A 19,881-nucleotide genomic window follows, 5' to 3' on the forward strand; every position below is an offset into this window, starting at 1 on the left:
ACTGGCGCCATGAGCGCTCACACACCACAGGTTCGGTTGAACTCCGGGACGACGATCCCCCAGCTCGGGTTCGGCGTGTTCAAGGTCGAGCCGAGCGACACCCAACGCGTCGTCGAACAGGCGCTCGCGGCGGGCTATCGGCACATTGACACGGCCACCGGCTACAACAACGAACGCGAGGTCGGCGCCGCACTCCGCGCATCAGGAATCCCGCGCGATGAGATCTTCCTGACCACGAAGCTCCGAAACGATCACCACCGCGATGGCGACGTCGCGGCCGCGTTCGAACGCAGCCTGGAGGCGCTCGGCGTCGACTTCCTGGATCTCTACCTGATCCATTGGCCGCTGCCGGCAAGCGACCGCTACATCACGACCTGGCGTACGTTCGAGGGATTCTTCCGGGACGGACGAGCGAAGGCGATCGGTGTCAGCAACTTCCTCGTGGAACACCTGACACGCCTCCTCGATGAGACCGAGGTCGTTCCGGCGGTGAACCAGGTCGAGCTGCACCCGATCTTCCAGCAGCGCGAGCTGCGAGCATTCCACGAGCGTGCGGGGATTGTCACAGAGGCGTGGGGACCTCTTGGGCAAAGTAAATACGACCTTTTCACTCTCGCGCCGATTCAGGCGGCCGCGGGAGCGCACGGGGTCACTCCGGCGCAGGTGGTGCTCCGATGGCACCTGCAGACCGGAAACGTAGTCATTCCGAAGACGACATCGCCCGAGCGGATGGCGCAGAACATCGACCTCTTCGGGTTCGAGCTCACGGACTCGGAAATGCGCGCGATCGATGAGCTCGACGAGAATCGACGCGTCGGCGGAGACCCGTCTCAGGTGAACTGACGATCGCGCCCGCCGGGAGCCCTTCCCTGGCCCACCGCGACGGGGAAATCAGGCCGGAGTCGGGTCGTCGGAATCGGGGTCGGCCTCCGTCTCGTCGTCGGCCGCTTCGGCGCCGACGGGGAACACACCGGGCGCCATCTGCGCACCCGGAGCCGGGGCCGCGATGAATGCAGCGCGCTCGTCGCCGACATCGCCGTTTGCGTTCTCCGGAGCGTCCGCATCGCCGTCGAGACCCTCCACGACTCCGTTGGTCTGGTCGAAGGAATGAACCGGCTCGTCAGCGCCGTGAATCGGGTCGTTCGTGTGCTCGTCAATGTGCTCGTGGTCACTCATTGCGCCATCGTATGCTCGCCGCTTGCGGCCGCTCTCGGCTACCGGGCGTCGCCGCCCCCGTGCTGGATTACGCATGTGTCGCGGAGGAACTCGTCTCGATCCTCCTGAGCACGGCGGGTCGCGGCTATTCGCCGCCAAGACGGGAGACAGTGGGCCCTGCCGGGTTCGAACCGACGACATCCACGGTGTAAACGTGGCGCTCTACCAACTGAGCTAAAGGCCCGTGCGCGTGGCGCGTGGCGCGTGGCGCCTGGCGCCCCACTGTACCGTTCTTCCGAATCCGCCGATTCCTCAGGACCGTCGGCGTTCCGCAGCGCAGTGCGGCAACGACTCAGGCGTGGACGGGAGCGAGCCGATCGAGCGCACGTCGGTATTCGGCGATGTCTCTGGCGACGCCGGGCTCAGTGATCACGGAGGCGCGAATCCGGCCGTCCGCGTCGATCACGAACGTTGCTCGGGTCGCGAATCCCTTGCGCTCGAGGAACACGCCGTACTCCTTCGACACGGCCCCATGCGGCCAGAAGTCCGCCAGGAGGGTGAAGTCGTATCCCTTCGCGTCGGCGAACGATCGCAATGCGGCCTTCGAGTCCACGCTCACCGCGAGCAACTCGACGCGATGGTCGGTGAACATTGCGAGATTTTCCTGCAGCGCACACAACTCGTTCGTGCACGTCGACGAGAACGCCAGCGGGAAGAACACGAGCGCGACCGGGCGAACGCCGCGGAAGTCACTGAGTCGCACGTGCTCGCCGAATTGGTTGGGCAATTCGAAGTCCGGTGCCAGTGAACCGATCTCGAGTGCCATGGCCGGTGCGTCTCCCTCTCAAGGCAGCGGATGGCCGCCCGATTCGCGTGCGCGCGTTGGCGAGCACGATCGGGAATACTACGCCGGCTCTGCCCGAACGCAAGCGCACCGCCGGGCGAGCGGGTCGTCGGTGCCAGGAACTAGAGTGTGTGAGGCTCGAAACGGTCGCGACCCGGCCTCGGGCTCGACATGTCCACCACGAGAACGAACGAGGTCAAGGGTGACGGTGAACGACCAGGACCCGTACAGCGCAGGCAGCCACGACCAGGACCCGGAAGAGACCGCCGAATGGCGCGAATCGCTCGACGGTCTCGTGGAGTCGCAAGGGCACGGCCGCGGCCGCGAGATCATGCTCAGCCTCCTGAAGCGGTCCAAAGAGCTCCACCTCGGCGTTCCGATGGTTCCGACGACGGACTACGTCAACACCATCGCGCCCGAGAACGAGCCCGAATTCCCGGGCGATGAGGAGCTCGAGCGTCGATTCCGGCGGTGGATCCGCTGGAATGCTGCGATCACCGTGCATCGCGCGCAGCGTCCCGGGATCGCCGTGGGCGGCCACATCTCGACGTACGCGTCGAGCGCAGCCCTCTACGAGGTGGGCTACAACCACTTCTTCCGTGCGCAGGACCACCCGTCCGGCGGCGATCAGGTCTTCTTCCAGGGACACGCCTCCCCCGGCATGTATGCCCGCGCGTTCCTCGAGGGGCGTCTCAGCGCCGAACAACTCGACGGGTTCCGTCAGGAGAAATCGCACGCGGCCGGCGGTCTCTCGTCATACCCGCACCCGCGGCTCATGCCGCACTTCTGGCAGTTCCCCACCGTGTCCATGGGGATCGGCCCGATCAATGCGATCTATCAGGCGCAGCAGGCGAAGTACCTCAGCAACCGGGGCATCAAGGACGCGTCCGACCAGCACGTCTGGGCGTTCCTCGGCGATGGCGAGATGGACGAGGTCGAGTCGCGCGGGCAGCTTCAGGTCGCCGCCAACGACGGCCTCGACAACCTGACATTCGTCATCAACTGCAACCTGCAGCGCCTCGATGGTCCGGTGCGTGGCAACGGCAAGATCATCCAGGAGCTCGAGAGCTACTTCCGCGGTGCGGGCTGGAACGTGATCAAGGTGATCTGGGGTCGCGAGTGGGATGACCTGCTGGCGCGCGACACCGACGGCGCACTGCTCAACCTGATGAACGTGACCCCGGACGGCGACTACCAGACCTATAAGGCCGAGAACGGCGCCTACGTGCGCGAGAACTTCTTCGGCCGCGACCCGAAGACGCTCGAGCTCGTCAAGGACTACACCGACGACCAGATCTGGAACCTCAAGCGTGGCGGGCACGACTACCGCAAGGTGTACGCCGCGTTCAAGGCCGCGGTCGAGCACAAGGGCCAACCGACCGTCATCCTCGCGAAGACCGTGAAGGGTTACGGGCTCGGGCCGAGCTTCGAGGGGCGCAACGCGACCCACCAGATGAAGAAGCTGACGCTCGAGAACCTCAAGCAGTTCCGCGACGAGATGCGAATCCCGATCTCCGACGCGCAGCTCGAAGAGAACCCCTACCTGCCGCCCTACTACCACCCCGGTGCGGACGACGAAGCGATCGAGTACATGCACGAGCGTCGTCGGGCCCTCGGGGGCTACGTGCCGGAGCGCCGTACAGCCCACACGGCGATCACGCTGCCGGACGACTCGAAGTACGCGATCGCGAAGAAGGGGTCCGGCAAGCAGGAAGTCGCCACGACGATGGCCTTCGCGCGCCTGCTGAAAGATCTGCTTCGCTCGCCCGACTTCGGTGAGCGAATCGTCCCGATCATTCCGGACGAAGCACGGACGTTCGGCATGGACGCCTACTTCCCGACCGCGAAGATCTACAACCCGAACGGTCAGCACTACACGTCGGTCGACCGCGAACTGCTCCTCGCCTACAAGGAGAGCCCGCAAGGACAGATCATCCACGTCGGCATCAACGAGGCCGGAGCGGTCGCAGCGTTCACCGCCGTCGGAAGCTCGTACTCGACCCAGGGTGAGCCGCTGATCCCGGTGTACGTCTTCTACTCGATGTTCGGCTTCCAGCGCACGGGCGACGCCCTGTGGGCGGCGGGCGATCAGATGGCCCGCGGATTCCTGATCGGCGCGACGGCCGGACGCACCACCCTGACCGGAGAAGGCCTCCAGCACGCGGACGGCCACTCGCTCATGCTCGCGCAGACGAACCCCGCGGTGGTCGCGTACGACCCCGCGTACGGATACGAGATCGCGCACATCGTGCAGTCCGGGCTCGAGCGCATGTACGGCACGAACGAGGACGGCACCCCGAAGCACGCCGACCCGAACGTCATGTACTACCTGACCGTCTACAACGAGCCGATGCCGCAGCCCGCCGAACCGGAGGATGTCGACGTCGACGGGATCGTGCGAGGCATGCACCTCCTCCAGCGTTCCGACCACGACGGCCCGAAGGCCCAGCTCCTCGCTTCCGGCGTCGCCGTGCCGTGGATCCTGGAGGCCCAGCGGCTCCTCGCCGAGGATTGGGGTGTCTCGGCCGACGTCTGGAGCGTCACCAGCTGGGGCGAGCTCCGCCGCGACGGCCTGGCAGCCGACGAGCACGCATTCCTGCACCCGAACGAGCCGGTCCGTACCCCGTACGTCACCGAGCGCCTGCAGCACACCGAAGGACCGGTCGTGGCGGTCACCGACTTCATGCACGCAGTGCCGGACCAGATCCGGCAGTTCGTGCCGCGCGACTTCGCCACGCTCGGCGCCGACGGGTTCGGGTTCTCCGACACGCGGGCCGCTGCCCGACGCTTCTTCACGATCGACGGTCCGTCGGTCGTGGTGCGCACACTGCAGCAGCTCGCCCGACGAGGCGAGATCGACCCGTCGACCGTGCAGGCGGCGATCGACAAGTACCGCCTCCACGATGTCAGCGCAGGCACGACGGGTAGCGCGGGCGGCGAAAGCTGACCTGGCAGTGACGACGCTGCGAGCGGACACTGCGGGCCGGGAGCGCGACCGGGAACGGACGCTCTCCTGGCTCCGCGGTGTGTCCGGTGAGCTTGCCAGCGCCACGATCAAGCGCCTCGAAGAGACGCTCCCCTGGTATAGCGAAATGCCACCCGGTCGGCGCTCCGCGGTCGGACTCGTCGCGCAGGCGGGGATCACGTCGTTCGTTTCGTGGTTCGAAGGCACAGCCTCCACCCCGTGGATCGCCGCCGCGGACGTCTTCGGCAGCGCACCCCGGGAGCTGCTCCGCTCGGTCAGCCTGCAGCAGACACTGCAACTCATCCGTGTCGTCGTCGAAGTTGTCGAACAGCGCGCATCGGGCGACGATCTCCTCCAGGAGGCGATCCTCGTCTACTCGAGAGACATCGCGTTCGCGGCAGCGGACGTGTATGCGCGAGCGGCGGAGGCGCGCGGACTGTGGGATGCCCGCCTCGAGGCGCTTGTCGTCGACTCCATCCTGTCGGGCGAGTACGACGATGAGTTGCCGAGCAGGATCGCGGCACTCGGGTGGCGGGGCCACGGCGAAGTCGCAGTGCTCGTCGGCACGGCGCCCAAACAACTCGAAGTGGACACGATCCGCCGGACCGCTCGGCACATGGATGCCGATGTCCTCATCGGCGTTCAGGGCTCGCGGCTCGTCGTTGTCATCGGCCGGGCAACGCCCCGAGACGACACCCCCGACGGCGAGGAGCCGACGTCCTTCATGGCGATCGCGGCCGCGTTGGAGTCGCAGTTCGGCGAAGGACACCTAGTGCTCGGGAACGAAGTCCCCGGCGTCGTGGATGCATCCACCAGCGCGAAAGCAGCCCTCGCCGGCTTCGCGGTCGCCCGCGCGTGGCGTGGCGCGCCGCGGCCGACGTTCGCGGACGACCTCCTCCCGGAACGGGCGTTCGCCGGCGACCCACTCGCCAGATCAGCACTGGTGCAGCGCATCTATATTCCGCTCAAGGATCAGTCGACCGAGCTGCTCCAAACCCTCTGGTGCTACCTCGACACCGGGCGCTCACTCGAAGCGACCGCCCGTGAGTTGTTCGTGCATCCGAACACGGTGCGGTACCGACTGCGCCGCGTGGCGGACATCATCGGCTGGGACGCCACAAACCCCCGGGACGCACTCATTGTGCAGTCCGCGCTCATCATCGGGGCGATGTCCGAATCCTCGAACGGACGCCGCCGGGTGCAACGGCGCTGAGCGCTCCCGTCCCCGACGCGCGGCCGCATCGCGGGATCGGCCGGGCCGCGGCTGAACGGGGACGGGTCCCCGTCTGGCGACACCCGACAAGCGTTCGCCTGATTCTGTGTGGAAGTCCACACGGAACCCCCTCGCGGGCTTCGGGAGGATTGTCCGGTGATTGTCGTCGTCGCTCCAGGACAGGGCTCGCAGAAGCCCGGGGTCCTCGCTCCGTGGCTCGCCGATGCGCGTGTTCGCTCGCACGTCGCATCGTGGTCCGAGCTCATCGGAATCGACCTCGCCGAGCACGGCACCAACTCAGACGCGGAGACCATCCGGGACACGGCGCTGGCTCAGCCGCTCATCGTCGCAGCAGGACTCATCACCGCCGAGGCCCTGCTCGCAGATGGTCGTCGGAGCCGCGTCGGCGGCGTCGCCGGGCACTCCGTCGGAGAGTTCACCGCCGCAGCGATCGCGGGCATCCTGGAGCCGACCGACGCGCTCCGACTCGTCACAGAGCGCGGTCGGGCGATGGCAGACGCAGCAGCCACCGAGTCGACCGGCATGAGCGCCGTGCTCGGTGGCGACGTGGCAACCCTCCCCGCGATTCTCGCCGAACGCGGTCTTGCCCCCGCGAACTTCAACGGCGGCGGCCAAACCGTGGTCGCCGGGCCGACGGACGCTCTCGCAGCCTTCGCCGCCGAGCCCCCGGAGAAGACGCGCGTCCTCCCGTTGAGCGTGGCCGGAGCGTTCCACACCTCGTACATGGCCAGCGCCGTCGATCGCGTCCGTCCCGTCGCTGCTGCGGTGACCGCCAACGACCCGACGCTTCCGATCTGGACGAACGCGGACGGAACCCGTATCGACTCGGGGCGCCGCTTCGTCGACCTCATGGTCGGCCAGATCGCGAACCCCGTGCACTGGGATGCCGTCATGACATCCTTCCTCGAGTCGGATGTGACCGGCGTGATCGAGCTTGCTCCGGCCGGCGCCCTCGTGGGTCTCGCCAAGCGGGCCATGCGCGGCGTCCCGACAGTGGGCATCACAACGCCCGATGACCTGCCCGCAGCAGTCGCGCTGCTCGACCAGGCGGAGGCGAGCGCATGACGGACGTGACATCGTCGAACGGACGCCCGGCGGGCCTCCCGGAACTGGCGCAGCGAACAGGCCACCAGTTCACACGCATCGTGGCCCTCGGAGCCGCCCGCGGTGAGCGGTCCGTGCCGAACGACGACCTTGTCGGTCCGATCGACTCCTCTGACGAGTGGATTCGGCAGCGCACCGGAATCGTCACCCGGGTCCGCGCCGGGGCGGACGTCCAGGCGGTCGACCTCGCCGAAGTGGCAGCCCGCGAAGCCATCGCAGCGGCAGGCATCGACGCGTCCCAAATCGGTGTCGTCCTCATCTCGACGGTCACGAACACCGTTGCCACGCCATCGATGGCGACCCTGCTCGCAGAGCGCATCGGCGCAACACCGGCCGCCGCATACGACATCAGCGCAGCGTGCGCCGGGTATGCGTACGGCATCGCGCAAGCCGACTCGTTCATCAAGACCGGGATCGCGGAGTACGTCCTCGTCATCGGTGCTGAGAAGCTCAGTGACATCGTCGACCCCACCGATCGCTCGATCTCGTTCCTGCTCGGCGACGGGGCCGGAGCCGCGATCGTCGGGCCGAGCGACTATCCCGGTATCGCCCCCACGATCTGGGGATCGGACGGCTCCAAGTGGGATGCGATCTGGATGACCAGGACATATCCGGAATGGCGCGCCGGCGGAGCGCAGCCCACCATCCGGCAGGAAGGACAGACGGTCTTCCGCTGGGCGGTCTGGGAAATGGTCACGGTCGCCAAGCGCGCACTGGAGGCTGCCGGCATCACCGCGGACCAGCTCGCCGCATTCATTCCCCACCAGGCGAATATGCGAATCATCGACGAGTTCGCGAAGCAGCTCGGCCTCCCGGAATCGGTCATGATCGGTCGGGACATCACGACGACCGGAAACACGTCGGCGGCGAGCATCCCGCTCGCAACGCATCGGCTCCTCGCCGAGCATCCACAGCTCCACGGCGGTCTTGCGCTCCAGATCGGCTTCGGAGCCGGTCTGGTCTTCGGCGCACAGGTCGTCGTCCTCCCCTGATCCCCGCAAATCCGCTACACACCCCGTGCCCTAGGCTTGACCCCGGTCACACGACACCCAAGGAGAACAGCAATGGCCCTGTCCAACGAAGAAGTCCTCGCCGGCCTTGCCGAGCTCATCAATGACGAGACCGGCATTGCTGCCGACACCGTCCAGGCAGACAAGTCCTTCACGGACGACCTGGACATCGACTCGATCTCGATGATGACCATCGTCGTCAACGCCGAAGAGAAGTTCGACGTCAAGATCCCGGACGAGGAAGTCAAGAACCTCAAGACCGTCGGTGACGCCGTGGACTACATCGTCAAGGCGCAGAACTGACCGAACCGTCTTGAACGCCGTGGCCCGCTGACCCACCGGGTCGTCGGCCACGGCGTTCGACGTTCAGTGCGACCTCCGGCGCTGCGCCGGTCCAACCGAGAAAGTACGTCGTCATGACCAGCAACCGAACCGTCGTCGTCACCGGAGTCGGCGCCATCTCGCCCCTCGGCGCGACGGCACCCGCATCCTGGCAGGCGCTCCTCGCCGGCGAGTCCGGCATCACTCCGATCGAAGCCGACTGGGTCGAGCGCTACGAGATCCCGGTGCACTTCGCGGGGCAGGCCCGGCGGTTCATCACCGATCAGCTGACGCGGCCCGAGATGAAGCGCCTCGACCCGTCCTCGCAGCTCGCCCTCATCGCGGCGCGCGAGGCATGGGCCGACGCCGGCATCGACGACGCGACCGTCGACCCGGAGCGGCTTGTCGTCGATTGGGCAACCGGCATCGGCGGCGTCAACACCCTCCTCGACGGCTGGGACACGCTTCGCGAGAAGGGTCCGCGTCGCGTCCTCCCGATGACCGTGCCGATGCTCATGGCGAACGGGCCGGCTGCCGCTATTGAAATGGACTTCGGTGCGCGCGGCGGCGCACGCACGTACCTTTCCGCGTGCGCATCGAGCACCGAGTCGCTCGCAGAGGCGTACCGTCACGTCGCATCCGGCGACGCCGACGTCGTGATCGCAGGCGGCACTGAGGCGGCACTGCACCCGATGCCGTTGGCGTCGTTCGCCGCGATGCAGGCGCTCTCACGACGCAACGACAGCCCGCAGACGGCGTCCCGCCCATACGACGTCACCCGCGACGGGTTCGTCCTCGCCGACGGCGCGGCGGCGCTCATCCTCGAGACGCGCGAGCACGCCGAAGCGCGCGGTGCCACCATCTACGCGGAAGTCGCTGGCGCCGGAATCACCTCGGACGCGTTCCACATCACCGCACCCGACCCGGAAGGCAGCGCCGCTGCACGTGCGGTCATCCAGGCCCTCGAGCACGCCGGGGCTGCGCGGGAGGACGTCGTTCACGTCAACGCACACGCGACCTCGACTCCTGTTGGCGACATCGCCGAATACAAAGCGATGCGTCGCGTCTTCGGCGACCATCTCGACAACGTGGTCGTCTCAGCGACGAAGGCGTCGACGGGACATCTGCTCGGCGGTGCCGGCGCGATCGAGGCGTTCTTCACGGTGATGGCACTCCACGAGCGCGTCGCTCCGCCGACGATCAACCTCGCCGAACAGGATCCGGAAATCGTCATGGATGTCGCGACCGCTCCGCGACCGCTGCCGAGCGGCGACCTCCTCGCGGTCAGCAACTCCTTCGGATTCGGCGGCCACAACGCGGTTGTGGCGTTCCGCACGGCCTGACGCGGCAGAACCCGCGCCCGGCACGGTACGCCTCGGGCGATAGGCCGAAGCGTGCGCGCGTCCGCGGTCTGCGCCACAGACGGACGAACGAGGGCCGGGAGGTTCATACCTCCCGGCCCTCGACGTGCACCTGACGAGTGGAACCCGAGCCGATCACCCCACGCGGTGAAGCCACACCACCGGGTTCGCCTCGCCGACCCGGCGGAACGGCTCAAGTTCTTCATCCCACGCCTGGCCGAGCGCGAGCCGGAGTTCACGCTGCAGCTCGAGCGCGTTGCTTCCGGCGACCTCCATCGCATACCGAATGCGGTCCTCCGGAACGACCATGTTGCCGACGACATCGGTCTGCGCGTAGAAGACCCCGAGATCGGGCGTATGCATCCAGCGGCCGCCGTCGGCCTCGGCGGAGGCGTCCTCGGTGACCTCGAACCGGAGGTGCTCCCATCCGCGAAGCGCGGACGCGATCGCCGCGCCCGTCCCGGCCGGACCAGTCCAGGTGAACTCGGTACGCCGCGCGCCGTCAAGCACGGGCTGATCGACCCACGAGAAGTTCACGGCGCGACTCATAGCGCGACCAGCTGCCCACTCAATGTGCGGGCAGAGCGCGCGCGGCGCGGAGTGCACATACAGCACCCCGGACGCGGTTCCTTGCTTCGTCACGATTCCTCCGTTCGTCAGGTGCGACTTCCCCATCGACCTGTGTGGAGGATCCCGACGCCGGGAACCGTCTTTCGATATCTGATTGTGATGTCCCTGCGGACAGGGCCCATTATGCACGGCGCATGGCATTCCGCGCCACTACACGCCCAACGGGCGAGGATGCGTGTCGACAATCCGGCGATCGAATCGAGCAGGGTGTGAAGAGCAGGCCGCCGCGGGAAACCGCCGCGGGAACGGACAGTGGTGACCTCGCGGCGCGGAGAGCTGGTCCTGCCGCAGCGGTGGCCTGGCCGGCTAGAGCTGATCCTGCCGCGGATAGATGACCTGCTGCACGATGATGATGCCCGACGCGGCGATGGGGACGGCGACCAACGCGCCGAGGACCCCGCCGATCGTGCCGCCCGCGACTGCGGCGATGACGACGAGCGCACCGGGCACCTGCACTGCCCGCGACATGATCCGCGGAGCGATCACGTACGCCTCCACCTGCATGTAGATCAGGTAGTAGATCGCCGACGCCAACGCCGTCGCCGGCGACGCGAACAGGCAGAGCAGGCTGATCACGATGGCTGCCCCGAGGGTTCCGACGAGCGGGATCAGCGCCCCGAGAAACGCGAAGGTCGCCAGCAATACCGGCAGCGGGGCACCGATGATGGTGAGGAAGATGAGGCTGAGCACCCCGTTGAGCACCGCCTCGACGATCTGCCCGACGACATATCGCCCGACCGACTGCGTGATCTGCTCCGTAACCTCCGCGAAGTTCTCTCTGCGCGACGCCGGCACGAACCGATACGTGAGCCGCTTGATACTGCGCATCGACGCGAGGAAGTACAGCATCAGGATCAACACGATGATCACGCCGGTGAGGCCGGAGGCGATACCGGCTCCGACGGCAAGGAGGCCACCGCTCAAGCTGAGGATGTGGCTCGGCTGCTCGACGAACGTCTGAACGGACTGGAGCGACTTGTTGATGTCGAACGTGCCGGAGAACTGCTTGGACAGCTGTTGGAACCAGTGCGACTGCGAGACGTCCTGGACGAACGTCGGGAAGTTCTGCACGAGCTTCACCGCCTGCTCGACGATGACGGGCACGATCGCGAGCATGATCCCGGCAAACACGGCGAGCACCCCGAGCACGACGGCGAGGATCGCGAGCCAGCGCGGGATGAACCGCTCCAGGAAGGACACCAGCGGGTCCAGCCCGAGCGCGATGAACAGCGCGACACCGACGTAGACGAACACCGTCGAGAGCTCTTTGACCAGCGTTCCGGCGAGAATGGCGACGAGCACCCCGAGAGTGCCGACGAATCCGATTCGGAACGCGCTGATTCGAACGCCCGAATCGCCGTGACTCGTGTCGATGGTCACGTTCGGGTGCAGCCGGGCCGTCTTCGGAGGCTCGGCGCGCTTTCTCATGGGATGACCCTACCGGCGGGAACCGACGCCGCAGGGCCAGACTGGCCGGAAGGCGTGATCCGCGAACTCCCGGGGGATCGTAGGGCGGGCGGGACTCGAACCCGCGAATCGTTCGGTTATGAGCCGACTGCCTTGACCAGCTTGGCTACCGCCCCGTACCGGCGCCAGCGGCAACCGAGTTCCCACGATACAGCGCCTCGAACGTCGACAGCGTGCGATTGATGTCGTGCAGCCCAGCCATCTCGACGCTCCGGCGCTTCATACGCAGGTAGGCGTCCTCGGGTGCGGTGAGCACCGCGGCGAGCTTCGATGCGAGATCGAGCTCATCGCCGGCGACGAACAGGTACCCGTTCCCATCGACGAGATGCGGCAACGCCATCGCGTTCGCGGCGACGATCGGCAGTCCTGATGCCATGCCCTCGAGACTCGAGATGCTCTGCAACTCTGCGGTCGAGGGCATCGCGAACACTGTGGCGTGGGTCAGCGTCTGCCGCTTCACGTCGTCGGACACGAACCCGAGGAAGCGAACGCGATGCTCGAGCCCGAGCTCGCGTGCCAGCGCCGTCAGTTTGTGCACCTGCTCGCCGTCGCCGACGATGGTGAGTCGCGCCTCCAATTCGTCCGGAAGGTGCCGCAGCGCGCGCACCAGGACGTCGAGTTGCTTCTCCGGCGCAACCCGTCCGACGAAGACGATCTCGTTCCGCTCTGGGCGCTCGTCGATCGAGACGTAGCGCGAGATGTCGATGCCACAGGAGATCGCCATCACGTCGCGCTTGCCGATCGCGGCCTCCAGGTAGTCGGCAGCGAGCTGTGTGGGCGCCGTCACCGCGTCCGCAAACCGGTACGTCTTCGCTGCGTCACCCCACGCGATTTTCAGCGCGATCGGCAGCGTGTGCTTGCCGAACGGAGCGTATTCGAGCAGGTTCTCCGGCATGAAGTGGTTGGTCGCGATGACTCGGATTCCACGCTCGGACGCCTCGCGGGCGACACCGCGACCGATCACGACATGCGACTGGATGTGGATCACATCTGGTTGGACGGCCTCCATGATGGGGCCGACGTCACGGCGCACATTCCACGGGAGCGCGAACCGCAACCAGGCGTGCAGTGGCCATTTCAGCGAGAAGAGCCGGTGCACGATCAGCGTGACACCGCCATGCTCCTCGTCGAAGGTGCCATGTTGCCGACTGGAGGCCGGTGCGATGACGTGGACTTCGTGCCCCCGTTGCGCGAGCCCGACCGCGAGCTGCTCCGCGAACGTGGCGGCCCCATTGACGTCCGGTGGGAACGTGTCTGCGGCGATCATGACCCGGAGACGCCTGCCCGCATCCGGTGCCCAGTCGACCGGAAGATCGGCATCGTCCACGTGCGGGGTCACCTCGGTCGCCTCGTCCGATCCTGGCACGGCGGGTCGTCCTCTCGTCATGCTCGGTAGGCCCCAAACGCTACCGCACCCCTTCGGAAGCGGGTGCATGGCACACGGGCCATCAGTCCCATCCTCGCAGAGTGGGGCTGGTGTGCGCGATCCGGATCAGCGACGCCCTTTGGGCAGGTAGCGGGCGAGCAGGAACACCCCGGTGACGGCCGTCGCCCCGGCGGCAAGGAATCCGAGGACCGCGATCACCGGAGCGCCCGCAGCCTCTTGGAGCACGATCACGCCGATGCTGACCGCGATGATCGGATCGACGACCGTGAGGCCGGCGATGACCAGGTCCGCTGGCCCGGATGAGTACGCGTTCTGCACGAAGTACCCGCCGAGCGCTGCTGCGACGATCACCCCGATGATCGCGAACACGGTCACCCAGTCGAACGCGTGGTTGACGAATCTGTTCAGCGTGACCTTTGCGAGGGTTGCGACGAATCCGTAGAGCACGCCAGCACCGATGATGTAGTAGAGCGCGCTTCGATGCCGGGCGACGAACCGGAACGAGGCGAGCACGAGGGCCAACACGACCGCGAGCACGATGAGCACCGTGACCAGCTGCGCCCTCGAGATAACCGTCTCGTGGCCGACGAGCGCCGCGATGAAGACGAATACCCCGATGCCGATGATGCACGTCCACACCGCGCGACGCGATGCGGCACTGAGCGGAATCCCCGACTGCCGGCTTGAGAACCAGGTCGTCAGCACGAGCGCGACCGCGCCGAGCGGCTGCACCACGATCAGCGGCGCAAATGTGATGCTCGTCAACTGCAAGACGACCGCGAGGCCGAGCATCACGGTGCCGAGCACCCAATAGCCGCTCGAGACGAGCGCCAGCAGATGCCGAACGTTGAGGCCGGAGGTCTGCCGACCGAGCCGCGCCTCCACCCGCTGCACACCGCGACTCTGCAGTTGGGTTCCGAGGGTGAGAAACAGCGCCCCCACCAGTGCCACCGGAATCATCAGCGCCTGGAACGGCGTCAGATTGACCTTCGACGCAAGCTGGCTGACACCGGAGGTGAGGTCACTGATCTCCGGGGTCACGCCACGAGGCTATCCCGGACCGCCCCGATAACCTGGACGAATGGCCGTCCTTCCGATTCGCATCACCGGCGATCCCGTCCTCCACTCCCCCGCTGCGCCCGTGACCGCGTTCGACGACGACTTCCAGCAACTCGTCGCCGACATGTTCGAGACCGTCGCGCTGGCCCCCGGCGTCGGACTTGCCGCGCCGCAGGTCGGCGTCGGCAAGCGGGTGTTCGTCTACGCATGGACGGATGAGGACGGAACTGCGTGGCGCGGCGTCGCCGCCAACCCGACGCTCTGGATCAGTCCGGCCGTTCCCGAGTCGCAGCAAGAGCTCGACGAGGATGACGAGTCCGAGGGGTGCCTCTCGATTCCGGGCGAGCGCTTCCCGTTGCGTCGCGCAGCATCGGCGATCCTCCGCGCGCAGGACGAGCACGGCACCGAGTTCGAACTGGAGGCACACGGCTGGCTCGCACGCATCTTCCAGCACGAGTACGACCACCTCGACGGCGTGCTCTACGCCGACCGTCTCACGCACCCGCACGCGAAGCAGGTCGCCAAGGCGATCCGGAAGCGCAGCTGGGGTGGGCCGGGACAGCAGTGGCTCCCGGGACGCGATCACCCGGAAGGGTGAACGCGCGGATCGACCCGCTGCCTCGACAACGCCAGCCTCAGCAACGCCAGCCTCAGCAGCGCAAGAAGGCCCGCATCTGACGATGCGGGCCTTCGCGTTGCTCCCCGACTTGGACTCGAACCAAGAACCTGCCGGTTAACAGCCGGCTGCTCTGCCAATTGAGCTATCGAGGATCACTGCTCCGGGGGCTTCAGCGAGCCTCCGCCCCCCGTGGAGCGGAATCGAGCATAGCAGCAATCCTGAGTGCGAACGGACCACGCAGCGGGCAGCGCGCGCGAGCAGACGTCCGGCTCAGTAGCCCGCAGCGGGGTCGACAACGCCGACGAATCCCGTTCCCTGGCCCCCGCGGAACGCCGTGGCGTTGACACGGATGCGTTCGGCGAGGAGCGGAGCCACCATGTCCGGCGTGTCCGCCTGGTGCGGCGTGATGACGACGTTCGGAGCGCGCCAGAGCGGATGCCCGTCGGGAAGCGGCTCAGGATCGGTGACGTCGAGTCCAGCACCCGCGATCGCTCCGGAGTGGAGCGCGTCCACCAGCGCGTCGGTGTCGATCAGTCCCCCGCGCGCGATGTTGACGAGTCGCGCCTCCGGTCGCATGAGCTCGAATTGGCGCGCTCCGAAGAGCTTGGACGTGTCCGGGGTCATCGCAGCGGCGATCATCACCACGTCCGCGTCCGGGAGCACCTCGTCCAGACGGTCCGTGCCGACCGTGCGCGTCGCTCCGGGGACGTGCTCCTCGGCCCGCCGGACCACCGTCACGCGGACGTCGAACGGCTGCAGAAGCCGCATGTACTCGAGGGCGATTCCCCCAGCACCGATCACGAGCACTGACCGACCGTAGAGCGACACGCCCTCCGGCTCGCGTGACCACGATTCGGCGCGTGCCCGCTTCGGGAGTACTCGCATGGTGGCGAGCGTCAGTGCGAGCGCGTGCTCAGCGACCGGCTCCGCGTACGCCCCCTTTGCGCTCGTGAACAGCACTCGATCGCCGTGCGCGGCAATGAGATGCGCGAACGCGTCGACGCCGGCGAACGGGAGCTGCACCCAGGTGGCGGACGGGGCGGAGGCGAGCGCAGCCTCCAGACCGTTCGGGTCACGCGGATCGAGCCACACGATTCCGGCGGTCTCGTCGGAGAGCGGAGCGACCGTGACGCCAGCGGACTCGACCGCCTCGCGGGGCAAGGCTCCCGGCTCCGGGAGGATCGCAACCGGTCCGGGGGTCGGCACCGGCCCCGGAAGTGGGCGGCCTGCGTCGGTCACGACCGCTCGGTGTCCGCGATATTCGTGCTCGGCGGTCCCGACGGGCTGCTCGCTCATGGCATGTCCTCCTGCGTGTCATCGACCGCGTCCGGCTTCCCAGGTGCGGAGGCCATCGCGCCCGCGCCGACGGCGCTCGCCACGCGCCGCGACGTCGGAGCCGGCCGACGGACCGGCCGTCCGAGGGTCGCGGCGAGGGTCTTCAAGTACGGGTCCGTCGGCGAGTCGAGGACATCGTCGAACGCACCGATTCCGATGATCCGCCCGGACCGCATCACGGCGACCGCGTCGGCGAGCGCCCGCGCCTCGCGGAGATCGCTTGAGACCACGATCGCCGAGAACCGTCGATTCCGCTGCAGTCCGGTCAGCGCCTCGAGGACCGACTGCCGAACGAGGACATCGACGCCGCGGGCTGGTTCGTCCGCGACGAGCAGTTCCGGCTCGAGGATGAGTGCCCGAGCGAGCGCCACGCGCTGACGCTGGCCGCTGGAAAGCTCCCAGGTGCCTGCCTCGATGACGCCGAGCGGGAGATGCACGGCGTCGACGAGGCGTGCGACCATGAGACCGGCTTCGCGACGGTCGAACCGACGATCCCGGGCGTAGATCGGCGCCGCAATGGTCTCGCCGGCGGTGAGGTCCGGCGGGAGACGATCTCCTGCGTCTTGCGCGAGGTACCCGATCCGGCCGGTGAGTCGCGTACGACGGCGGGAACGTGCCGGGAGGTTCCGCACCTGCTGATCGAGCACCTCGAGCCGACCGCCGACGATCCGGCGCCGCGCGGTGCTCTCGTCCGCACGGCGATCACCGAGGCGTCCTGCGATCGCTGCCGCGATGGTTGACTTGCCGGACCCGGACTCGCCGACGATCGCCAGGATCTCGCCGTGCTCCAGCGTGAACGTCACGCCATCCACGGCGCGGACGGGACGGGTCACCGCCGAGCCGCGATACTCGATCGATACGTCGTCGGCCACGACCGCTGCGTCCATGGACTCAACCCTACGCACGGTCACAGCCCCTCTGCGTTCGCGCGAAGCCGGAGGCGCTGCGCGTCGATCTCAACGAGCTGCCGCTGCAACTCGGCACGGCGCTCGGCGTGCTCGCGCGGATCGGCGCGTTGCAACTGACCCAGCAGCGACGCCTTCCGCGCGAGGAGATCGCGCTCGACGAGCGCCGTCACGATGCTCGTGCAGTATGCGGCGAGGTCTTCATCGGATCGGGCGGGAATCGGTGCGAGCGCGAGCTCCTGGACGAGCGTCCGCAGGGGCTCGGGCACGTCTGCAAGCACTCGGTCAAGCCACGCAGGATCGGCGACGGCGTCAATGTTCGCGACCACGCCATCGCGGACGACTGCGAGCGTTGGATTCGAGAACCGCGCGGCCGCAGCGAGGCCGAGCAGCGGACCACCCACGAGTGTCGGTTGCTGGACCATCGCCATGACGGCGTCTCGTTCCATTCGCGTGACGGGGTCGTTCGGGAGCGCCCGCATCGTGGCACGGGGCTCCTCTTCGGACGGCGCCATTCGACGTGGCTCGCTCGCGTCGCGCCGATCGGCACCATGGCCGCCGATCGATTCGCTCGAGCGCTGGGTCGATGCAGGTCTGTCGGACCCGGTCGCGGCAGCACCGCGCTGCGCCGTCGACTGCTCGGGACGCCGCCGGGCGGCTGCGACGGCCCTGCTGACGTCTGTGGGGTCCATGCCCAACCAGCCCGCGAGATTCCGCGCATACCCCTGGCTGAGTGCCGGGTCGCGGATTCCGGCGACGACGGGCGCGGACTCGCGAAGCGCGCTCACCCTGCCCTCGACCGTCTCGAGGTCGTGCGCGTCGAGACGGCGCCGGATCATGAACTCGAACATGGGCCGCCGGGCCGCGACCAGGCGTCGGATCGCGTCGTCGCCGCGCGCCAGCCGGAGGTCGCACGGGTCGAGACCACCCGGCGCGACCGCGACATAGGTCTGCGCTGCGAACCGCTGCTCCTCGGCGAAGGCTCGCGACGCTGCGCGTTGACCGGCATCGTCGGGGTCGAACGTGAACACGATCTCGCCGCTCTGTGAAAGCGCCTGACCGGCCGAGTCGCCGATCATCGGTCGGATGACCCGAATGTGATCGACGCCGAACGATGTTCCACACGTGGCGACTGCCGTCGTGACCCCTGCGAGGTGACACGCCATGACGTCGGTGTAGCCCTCGACGATGACGACCTGTTTGCTCTTCGCGATGTCGCGCCGAGCGAGATCGATCCCGTAGAGCACGTGACTCTTGTGGTAGATCGGCGTCTCGGGCGTGTTCAGGTACTTCGGCCCCTTATCGTCCTCAAGGAGGCGGCGGGCACCGAAACCGATTGTCGCGCCGGTGACGTCACGGATCGGCCAGATGAGCCGACCACGAAACCGGTCGTATGGAGATCGGTCACCCTGACTCAGCAGCCCTGCGCTGATGAGCTCGTCGATGGTGAAGCCGCGGCGCGTCAGGTGGTCGCGGAGCGCATCAAACGATTTGGGGGCGAATCCCACGCCGAAGCGCTGCGCCGCGGCCGGGTCGAATCCGCGTTCGCCGAGGAACCGCCGGCCTGGCTCCGCACCGGGCGAGGTCAGCTGGGCGACGAAAAACTCCTGCGCCACCTCGTTCGCCGCGATGAGCCGGGCGCGCGTGTTGTAGTCGGTCCGCGGGCCGTCGCCCTCTTCGTAGTGCAGCGTGAAGCCGACCTTCGCTGCCATCCGCTCCACGGCCTCCTGGAAGGACATGTGGTCCTGCTTCATCAGGAAGCTGAACACGTCGCCGTCCTCGCCACAGCCGAAACAGTGGTAGCGCCCGACCTGAGGACGGACATGGAACGAGGGCGACCGCTCGTCGTGGAACGGACAGAGGCCCTTCAAACTGCCGACGCCCGCAGATTTGAGCGCAACGTAGTCCCCGACAACCTCAGCGATGTTGACGCGCGCGCGGAGCTCGTCGATGTCGTTCCGCGCGATCCGTGCCACCCGATGATCCTAGTTCTGAGCGGGGACCTCCCCCGCGAGCCATTGCCTCTCATTCGAAATTTTAATATTTCAGGGCAGCCAAGGTGTACGGAGCGTTCTGCCATCCGGCGACGCAGGTGAGGAGAGATCACATGAGGAAAGCACTCGCAGCGGCCGTCATCGGAATTGCTGTCGTCGGCGCCGCCGGAGTCGCTGCTCCGGCGAGCGCAGCCACCTTCACTGGCTGGTCCAATACGAACTACAGCGGCTCGATTCTCGTGCAGAGCTCGACGACCGCGAACACGACCGTCGATGTCGCCGACAACCTTCTGTCATCTGCGAAGAACGCGCAAAGTCGCCGCTGGTGTGCGGTAAATGTCGAGGCCGGAATCAACATCATCCGGTTCCGCTTCGCCCAGGGGTCCTACTCGACGCTCGGCACCATGAATCGGGTCACTGACTTCCTCTGGGCAGGGACCGCCGGCGGCTGCGCCTGACGCTGATGCGATCTCAGGTGCCGCGTCAATGGC

General features: G+C 67.3%; 18 protein-coding genes and 3 tRNA genes. 9 read left to right on the forward strand and 12 right to left on the reverse strand.

Features of this window, described 5'->3' with window-relative positions:
- The first annotated feature begins 9 nt into the window (after positions 1 to 9).
- Entirely contained in the window at positions 10 to 843 is an 834-nt protein-coding gene (locus tag CAM01S_RS09510; RefSeq protein WP_066520280.1) for an aldo/keto reductase, read from the forward strand.
- Positions 844 to 891: 48 nt separating this feature from the next.
- Here CAM01S_RS09510 and CAM01S_RS09515 read toward each other — a convergent pair whose 3' ends face one another.
- From CAM01S_RS09515 to CAM01S_RS09525, 3 genes are all read right to left on the reverse strand, one after another.
- A complete protein-coding gene (locus CAM01S_RS09515; RefSeq protein WP_066520281.1) occupies positions 892 to 1,176 on the reverse strand; it encodes a hypothetical protein in 285 nt (94 codons plus the stop codon).
- Between the two features lie 150 nt (positions 1,177 to 1,326).
- Positions 1,327 to 1,399, reverse strand: a tRNA-Val gene (locus CAM01S_RS09520).
- 108 nt (positions 1,400 to 1,507) lie between these two features.
- Positions 1,508 to 1,981, reverse strand: a complete 474-nt coding sequence (locus CAM01S_RS09525) for a peroxiredoxin (protein ID WP_066520284.1) — start codon at positions 1,979 to 1,981, stop codon at positions 1,508 to 1,510.
- A 220-nt stretch (positions 1,982 to 2,201) separates the two neighbouring features.
- Here CAM01S_RS09525 and aceE point away from each other — a divergent pair, with 220 nt between their 5' ends.
- The 6 genes from aceE to CAM01S_RS09555 all read left to right on the forward strand — a co-directional run bounded on the left by aceE (position 2,202) and on the right by CAM01S_RS09555 (position 9,976).
- Complete coding sequence (gene aceE / locus CAM01S_RS09530) at positions 2,202 to 4,946, forward strand: pyruvate dehydrogenase (acetyl-transferring), homodimeric type (RefSeq protein WP_066520285.1); 2,745 nt, start codon at positions 2,202 to 2,204, stop codon at positions 4,944 to 4,946.
- 7 nt (positions 4,947 to 4,953) lie between these two features.
- Positions 4,954 to 6,177: a PucR family transcriptional regulator gene (locus CAM01S_RS09535; RefSeq protein ID WP_066520286.1), complete on the forward strand. Its 1,224-nt coding sequence runs from the start codon at positions 4,954 to 4,956 to the stop codon at positions 6,175 to 6,177.
- Positions 6,178 to 6,333: 156 nt separating this feature from the next.
- On the forward strand, positions 6,334 to 7,263 hold the full coding sequence (locus CAM01S_RS09540) for an ACP S-malonyltransferase (protein ID WP_066520295.1): 930 nt from the start codon (positions 6,334 to 6,336) through the stop codon (positions 7,261 to 7,263).
- Positions 7,260 to 8,294, forward strand: coding sequence for a beta-ketoacyl-ACP synthase III (locus CAM01S_RS09545; RefSeq protein ID WP_066520297.1), 1,035 nt, complete (start codon positions 7,260 to 7,262; stop codon positions 8,292 to 8,294). Before CAM01S_RS09540 ends, CAM01S_RS09545 begins: the two co-directional genes overlap by 4 nt.
- A gap of 72 nt (positions 8,295 to 8,366) precedes the next feature.
- The gene (locus tag CAM01S_RS09550; protein WP_066520299.1) at positions 8,367 to 8,615 is read left to right on the forward strand and encodes an acyl carrier protein; all 249 of its coding nucleotides are present in this window, start codon (positions 8,367 to 8,369) and stop codon (positions 8,613 to 8,615) included.
- A gap of 113 nt (positions 8,616 to 8,728) precedes the next feature.
- Positions 8,729 to 9,976, forward strand: a complete 1,248-nt coding sequence (locus tag CAM01S_RS09555) for a beta-ketoacyl-[acyl-carrier-protein] synthase family protein (protein ID WP_066520301.1) — start codon at positions 8,729 to 8,731, stop codon at positions 9,974 to 9,976.
- A gap of 153 nt (positions 9,977 to 10,129) precedes the next feature.
- Here the strand turns inward: CAM01S_RS09555 and CAM01S_RS09560 are convergent, their stop codons facing one another.
- The 5 genes from CAM01S_RS09560 to CAM01S_RS09580 form a co-directional block, all read right to left on the reverse strand.
- The gene (locus tag CAM01S_RS09560) at positions 10,130 to 10,669 is read right to left on the reverse strand and encodes a DUF3145 domain-containing protein (protein ID WP_066520304.1); all 540 of its coding nucleotides are present in this window, start codon (positions 10,667 to 10,669) and stop codon (positions 10,130 to 10,132) included.
- Positions 10,670 to 10,930: 261 nt separating this feature from the next.
- Positions 10,931 to 12,052 carry an AI-2E family transporter gene (locus CAM01S_RS09565; protein WP_083527917.1) on the reverse strand — a complete coding sequence of 374 codons (1,122 nt, stop codon included), beginning with the start codon at positions 12,050 to 12,052 and terminating at the stop codon, positions 10,931 to 10,933.
- 80 nt (positions 12,053 to 12,132) lie between these two features.
- Positions 12,133 to 12,207 (reverse strand) — tRNA-Ile (locus CAM01S_RS09570).
- On the reverse strand, positions 12,198 to 13,457 hold the full coding sequence (locus tag CAM01S_RS09575) for a glycosyltransferase (RefSeq protein WP_245631598.1): 1,260 nt from the start codon (positions 13,455 to 13,457) through the stop codon (positions 12,198 to 12,200). Before CAM01S_RS09575 ends, CAM01S_RS09570 begins: the two co-directional genes overlap by 10 nt.
- Before the next feature lie 126 nt (positions 13,458 to 13,583).
- Positions 13,584 to 14,519 (reverse strand): multidrug DMT transporter permease, encoded by a 936-nt coding sequence (locus tag CAM01S_RS09580; RefSeq protein ID WP_245631599.1) that lies wholly within the window; start codon positions 14,517 to 14,519, stop codon positions 13,584 to 13,586.
- Positions 14,520 to 14,559: 40 nt separating this feature from the next.
- Between CAM01S_RS09580 and def the strand changes: the two genes are divergently transcribed.
- On the forward strand, positions 14,560 to 15,135 hold the full coding sequence (gene def, locus CAM01S_RS09585; protein WP_066520307.1) for a peptide deformylase: 576 nt from the start codon (positions 14,560 to 14,562) through the stop codon (positions 15,133 to 15,135).
- A 100-nt stretch (positions 15,136 to 15,235) separates the two neighbouring features.
- Here def and CAM01S_RS09590 read toward each other — a convergent pair.
- From CAM01S_RS09590 to dnaG, 4 genes are all read right to left on the reverse strand, one after another.
- Positions 15,236 to 15,308 (reverse strand) — tRNA-Asn (locus CAM01S_RS09590).
- A gap of 118 nt (positions 15,309 to 15,426) precedes the next feature.
- Positions 15,427 to 16,452, reverse strand: a complete 1,026-nt coding sequence (locus CAM01S_RS09595) for a D-isomer specific 2-hydroxyacid dehydrogenase family protein (RefSeq protein WP_066520310.1) — start codon at positions 16,450 to 16,452, stop codon at positions 15,427 to 15,429.
- Complete coding sequence (locus CAM01S_RS09600; RefSeq protein ID WP_066520317.1) at positions 16,449 to 17,378, reverse strand: ATP-binding cassette domain-containing protein; 930 nt, start codon at positions 17,376 to 17,378, stop codon at positions 16,449 to 16,451. Before CAM01S_RS09600 ends, CAM01S_RS09595 begins: the two co-directional genes overlap by 4 nt.
- A gap of 20 nt (positions 17,379 to 17,398) precedes the next feature.
- Positions 17,399 to 19,372 carry a DNA primase gene (gene dnaG, locus CAM01S_RS09605; protein ID WP_066520320.1) on the reverse strand — a complete coding sequence of 658 codons (1,974 nt, stop codon included), beginning with the start codon at positions 19,370 to 19,372 and terminating at the stop codon, positions 17,399 to 17,401.
- A gap of 131 nt (positions 19,373 to 19,503) precedes the next feature.
- Between dnaG and CAM01S_RS09610 the strand changes: the two genes are divergently transcribed.
- On the forward strand, positions 19,504 to 19,848 hold the full coding sequence (locus CAM01S_RS09610; RefSeq protein ID WP_066520322.1) for a hypothetical protein: 345 nt from the start codon (positions 19,504 to 19,506) through the stop codon (positions 19,846 to 19,848).
- Positions 19,849 to 19,881: the final 33 nt, after the last annotated feature.

The sequence above is a fragment of the Curtobacterium ammoniigenes NBRC 101786 genome (assembly GCF_001571045.1).
GTDB lineage: Bacteria > Actinomycetota > Actinomycetes > Actinomycetales > Microbacteriaceae > Curtobacterium > Curtobacterium ammoniigenes.

Excerpts from the sequence above, each read along its gene's own strand:
- CAM01S_RS09510 (WP_066520280.1), top strand. The coding sequence starts at position 10 with ATGAGCGCTCACACACCACAGGTTCGGTTGAACTCCGGGACGACGATC.
- CAM01S_RS09515 (WP_066520281.1), bottom strand. The coding sequence starts at position 1,176 with ATGAGTGACCACGAGCACATTGACGAGCACACGAACGACCCGATTCAC.
- CAM01S_RS09525 (WP_066520284.1), bottom strand. The coding sequence starts at position 1,981 with ATGGCACTCGAGATCGGTTCACTGGCACCGGACTTCGAATTGCCCAAC.
- CAM01S_RS09545 (WP_066520297.1), top strand. The coding sequence starts at position 7,260 with ATGACGGACGTGACATCGTCGAACGGACGCCCGGCGGGCCTCCCGGAA.
- CAM01S_RS09550 (WP_066520299.1), top strand. The coding sequence starts at position 8,367 with ATGGCCCTGTCCAACGAAGAAGTCCTCGCCGGCCTTGCCGAGCTCATC.
- CAM01S_RS09555 (WP_066520301.1), top strand. The coding sequence starts at position 8,729 with ATGACCAGCAACCGAACCGTCGTCGTCACCGGAGTCGGCGCCATCTCG.
- CAM01S_RS09560 (WP_066520304.1), bottom strand. The coding sequence starts at position 10,669 with ATGGGGAAGTCGCACCTGACGAACGGAGGAATCGTGACGAAGCAAGGA.
- CAM01S_RS09565 (WP_083527917.1), bottom strand. The coding sequence starts at position 12,052 with ATGAGAAAGCGCGCCGAGCCTCCGAAGACGGCCCGGCTGCACCCGAAC.
- def (WP_066520307.1), top strand. The coding sequence starts at position 14,560 with ATGGCCGTCCTTCCGATTCGCATCACCGGCGATCCCGTCCTCCACTCC.
- CAM01S_RS09595 (WP_066520310.1), bottom strand. The coding sequence starts at position 16,452 with ATGAGCGAGCAGCCCGTCGGGACCGCCGAGCACGAATATCGCGGACAC.
- CAM01S_RS09600 (WP_066520317.1), bottom strand. The coding sequence starts at position 17,378 with ATGGACGCAGCGGTCGTGGCCGACGACGTATCGATCGAGTATCGCGGC.
- CAM01S_RS09610 (WP_066520322.1), top strand. The coding sequence starts at position 19,504 with ATGAGGAAAGCACTCGCAGCGGCCGTCATCGGAATTGCTGTCGTCGGC.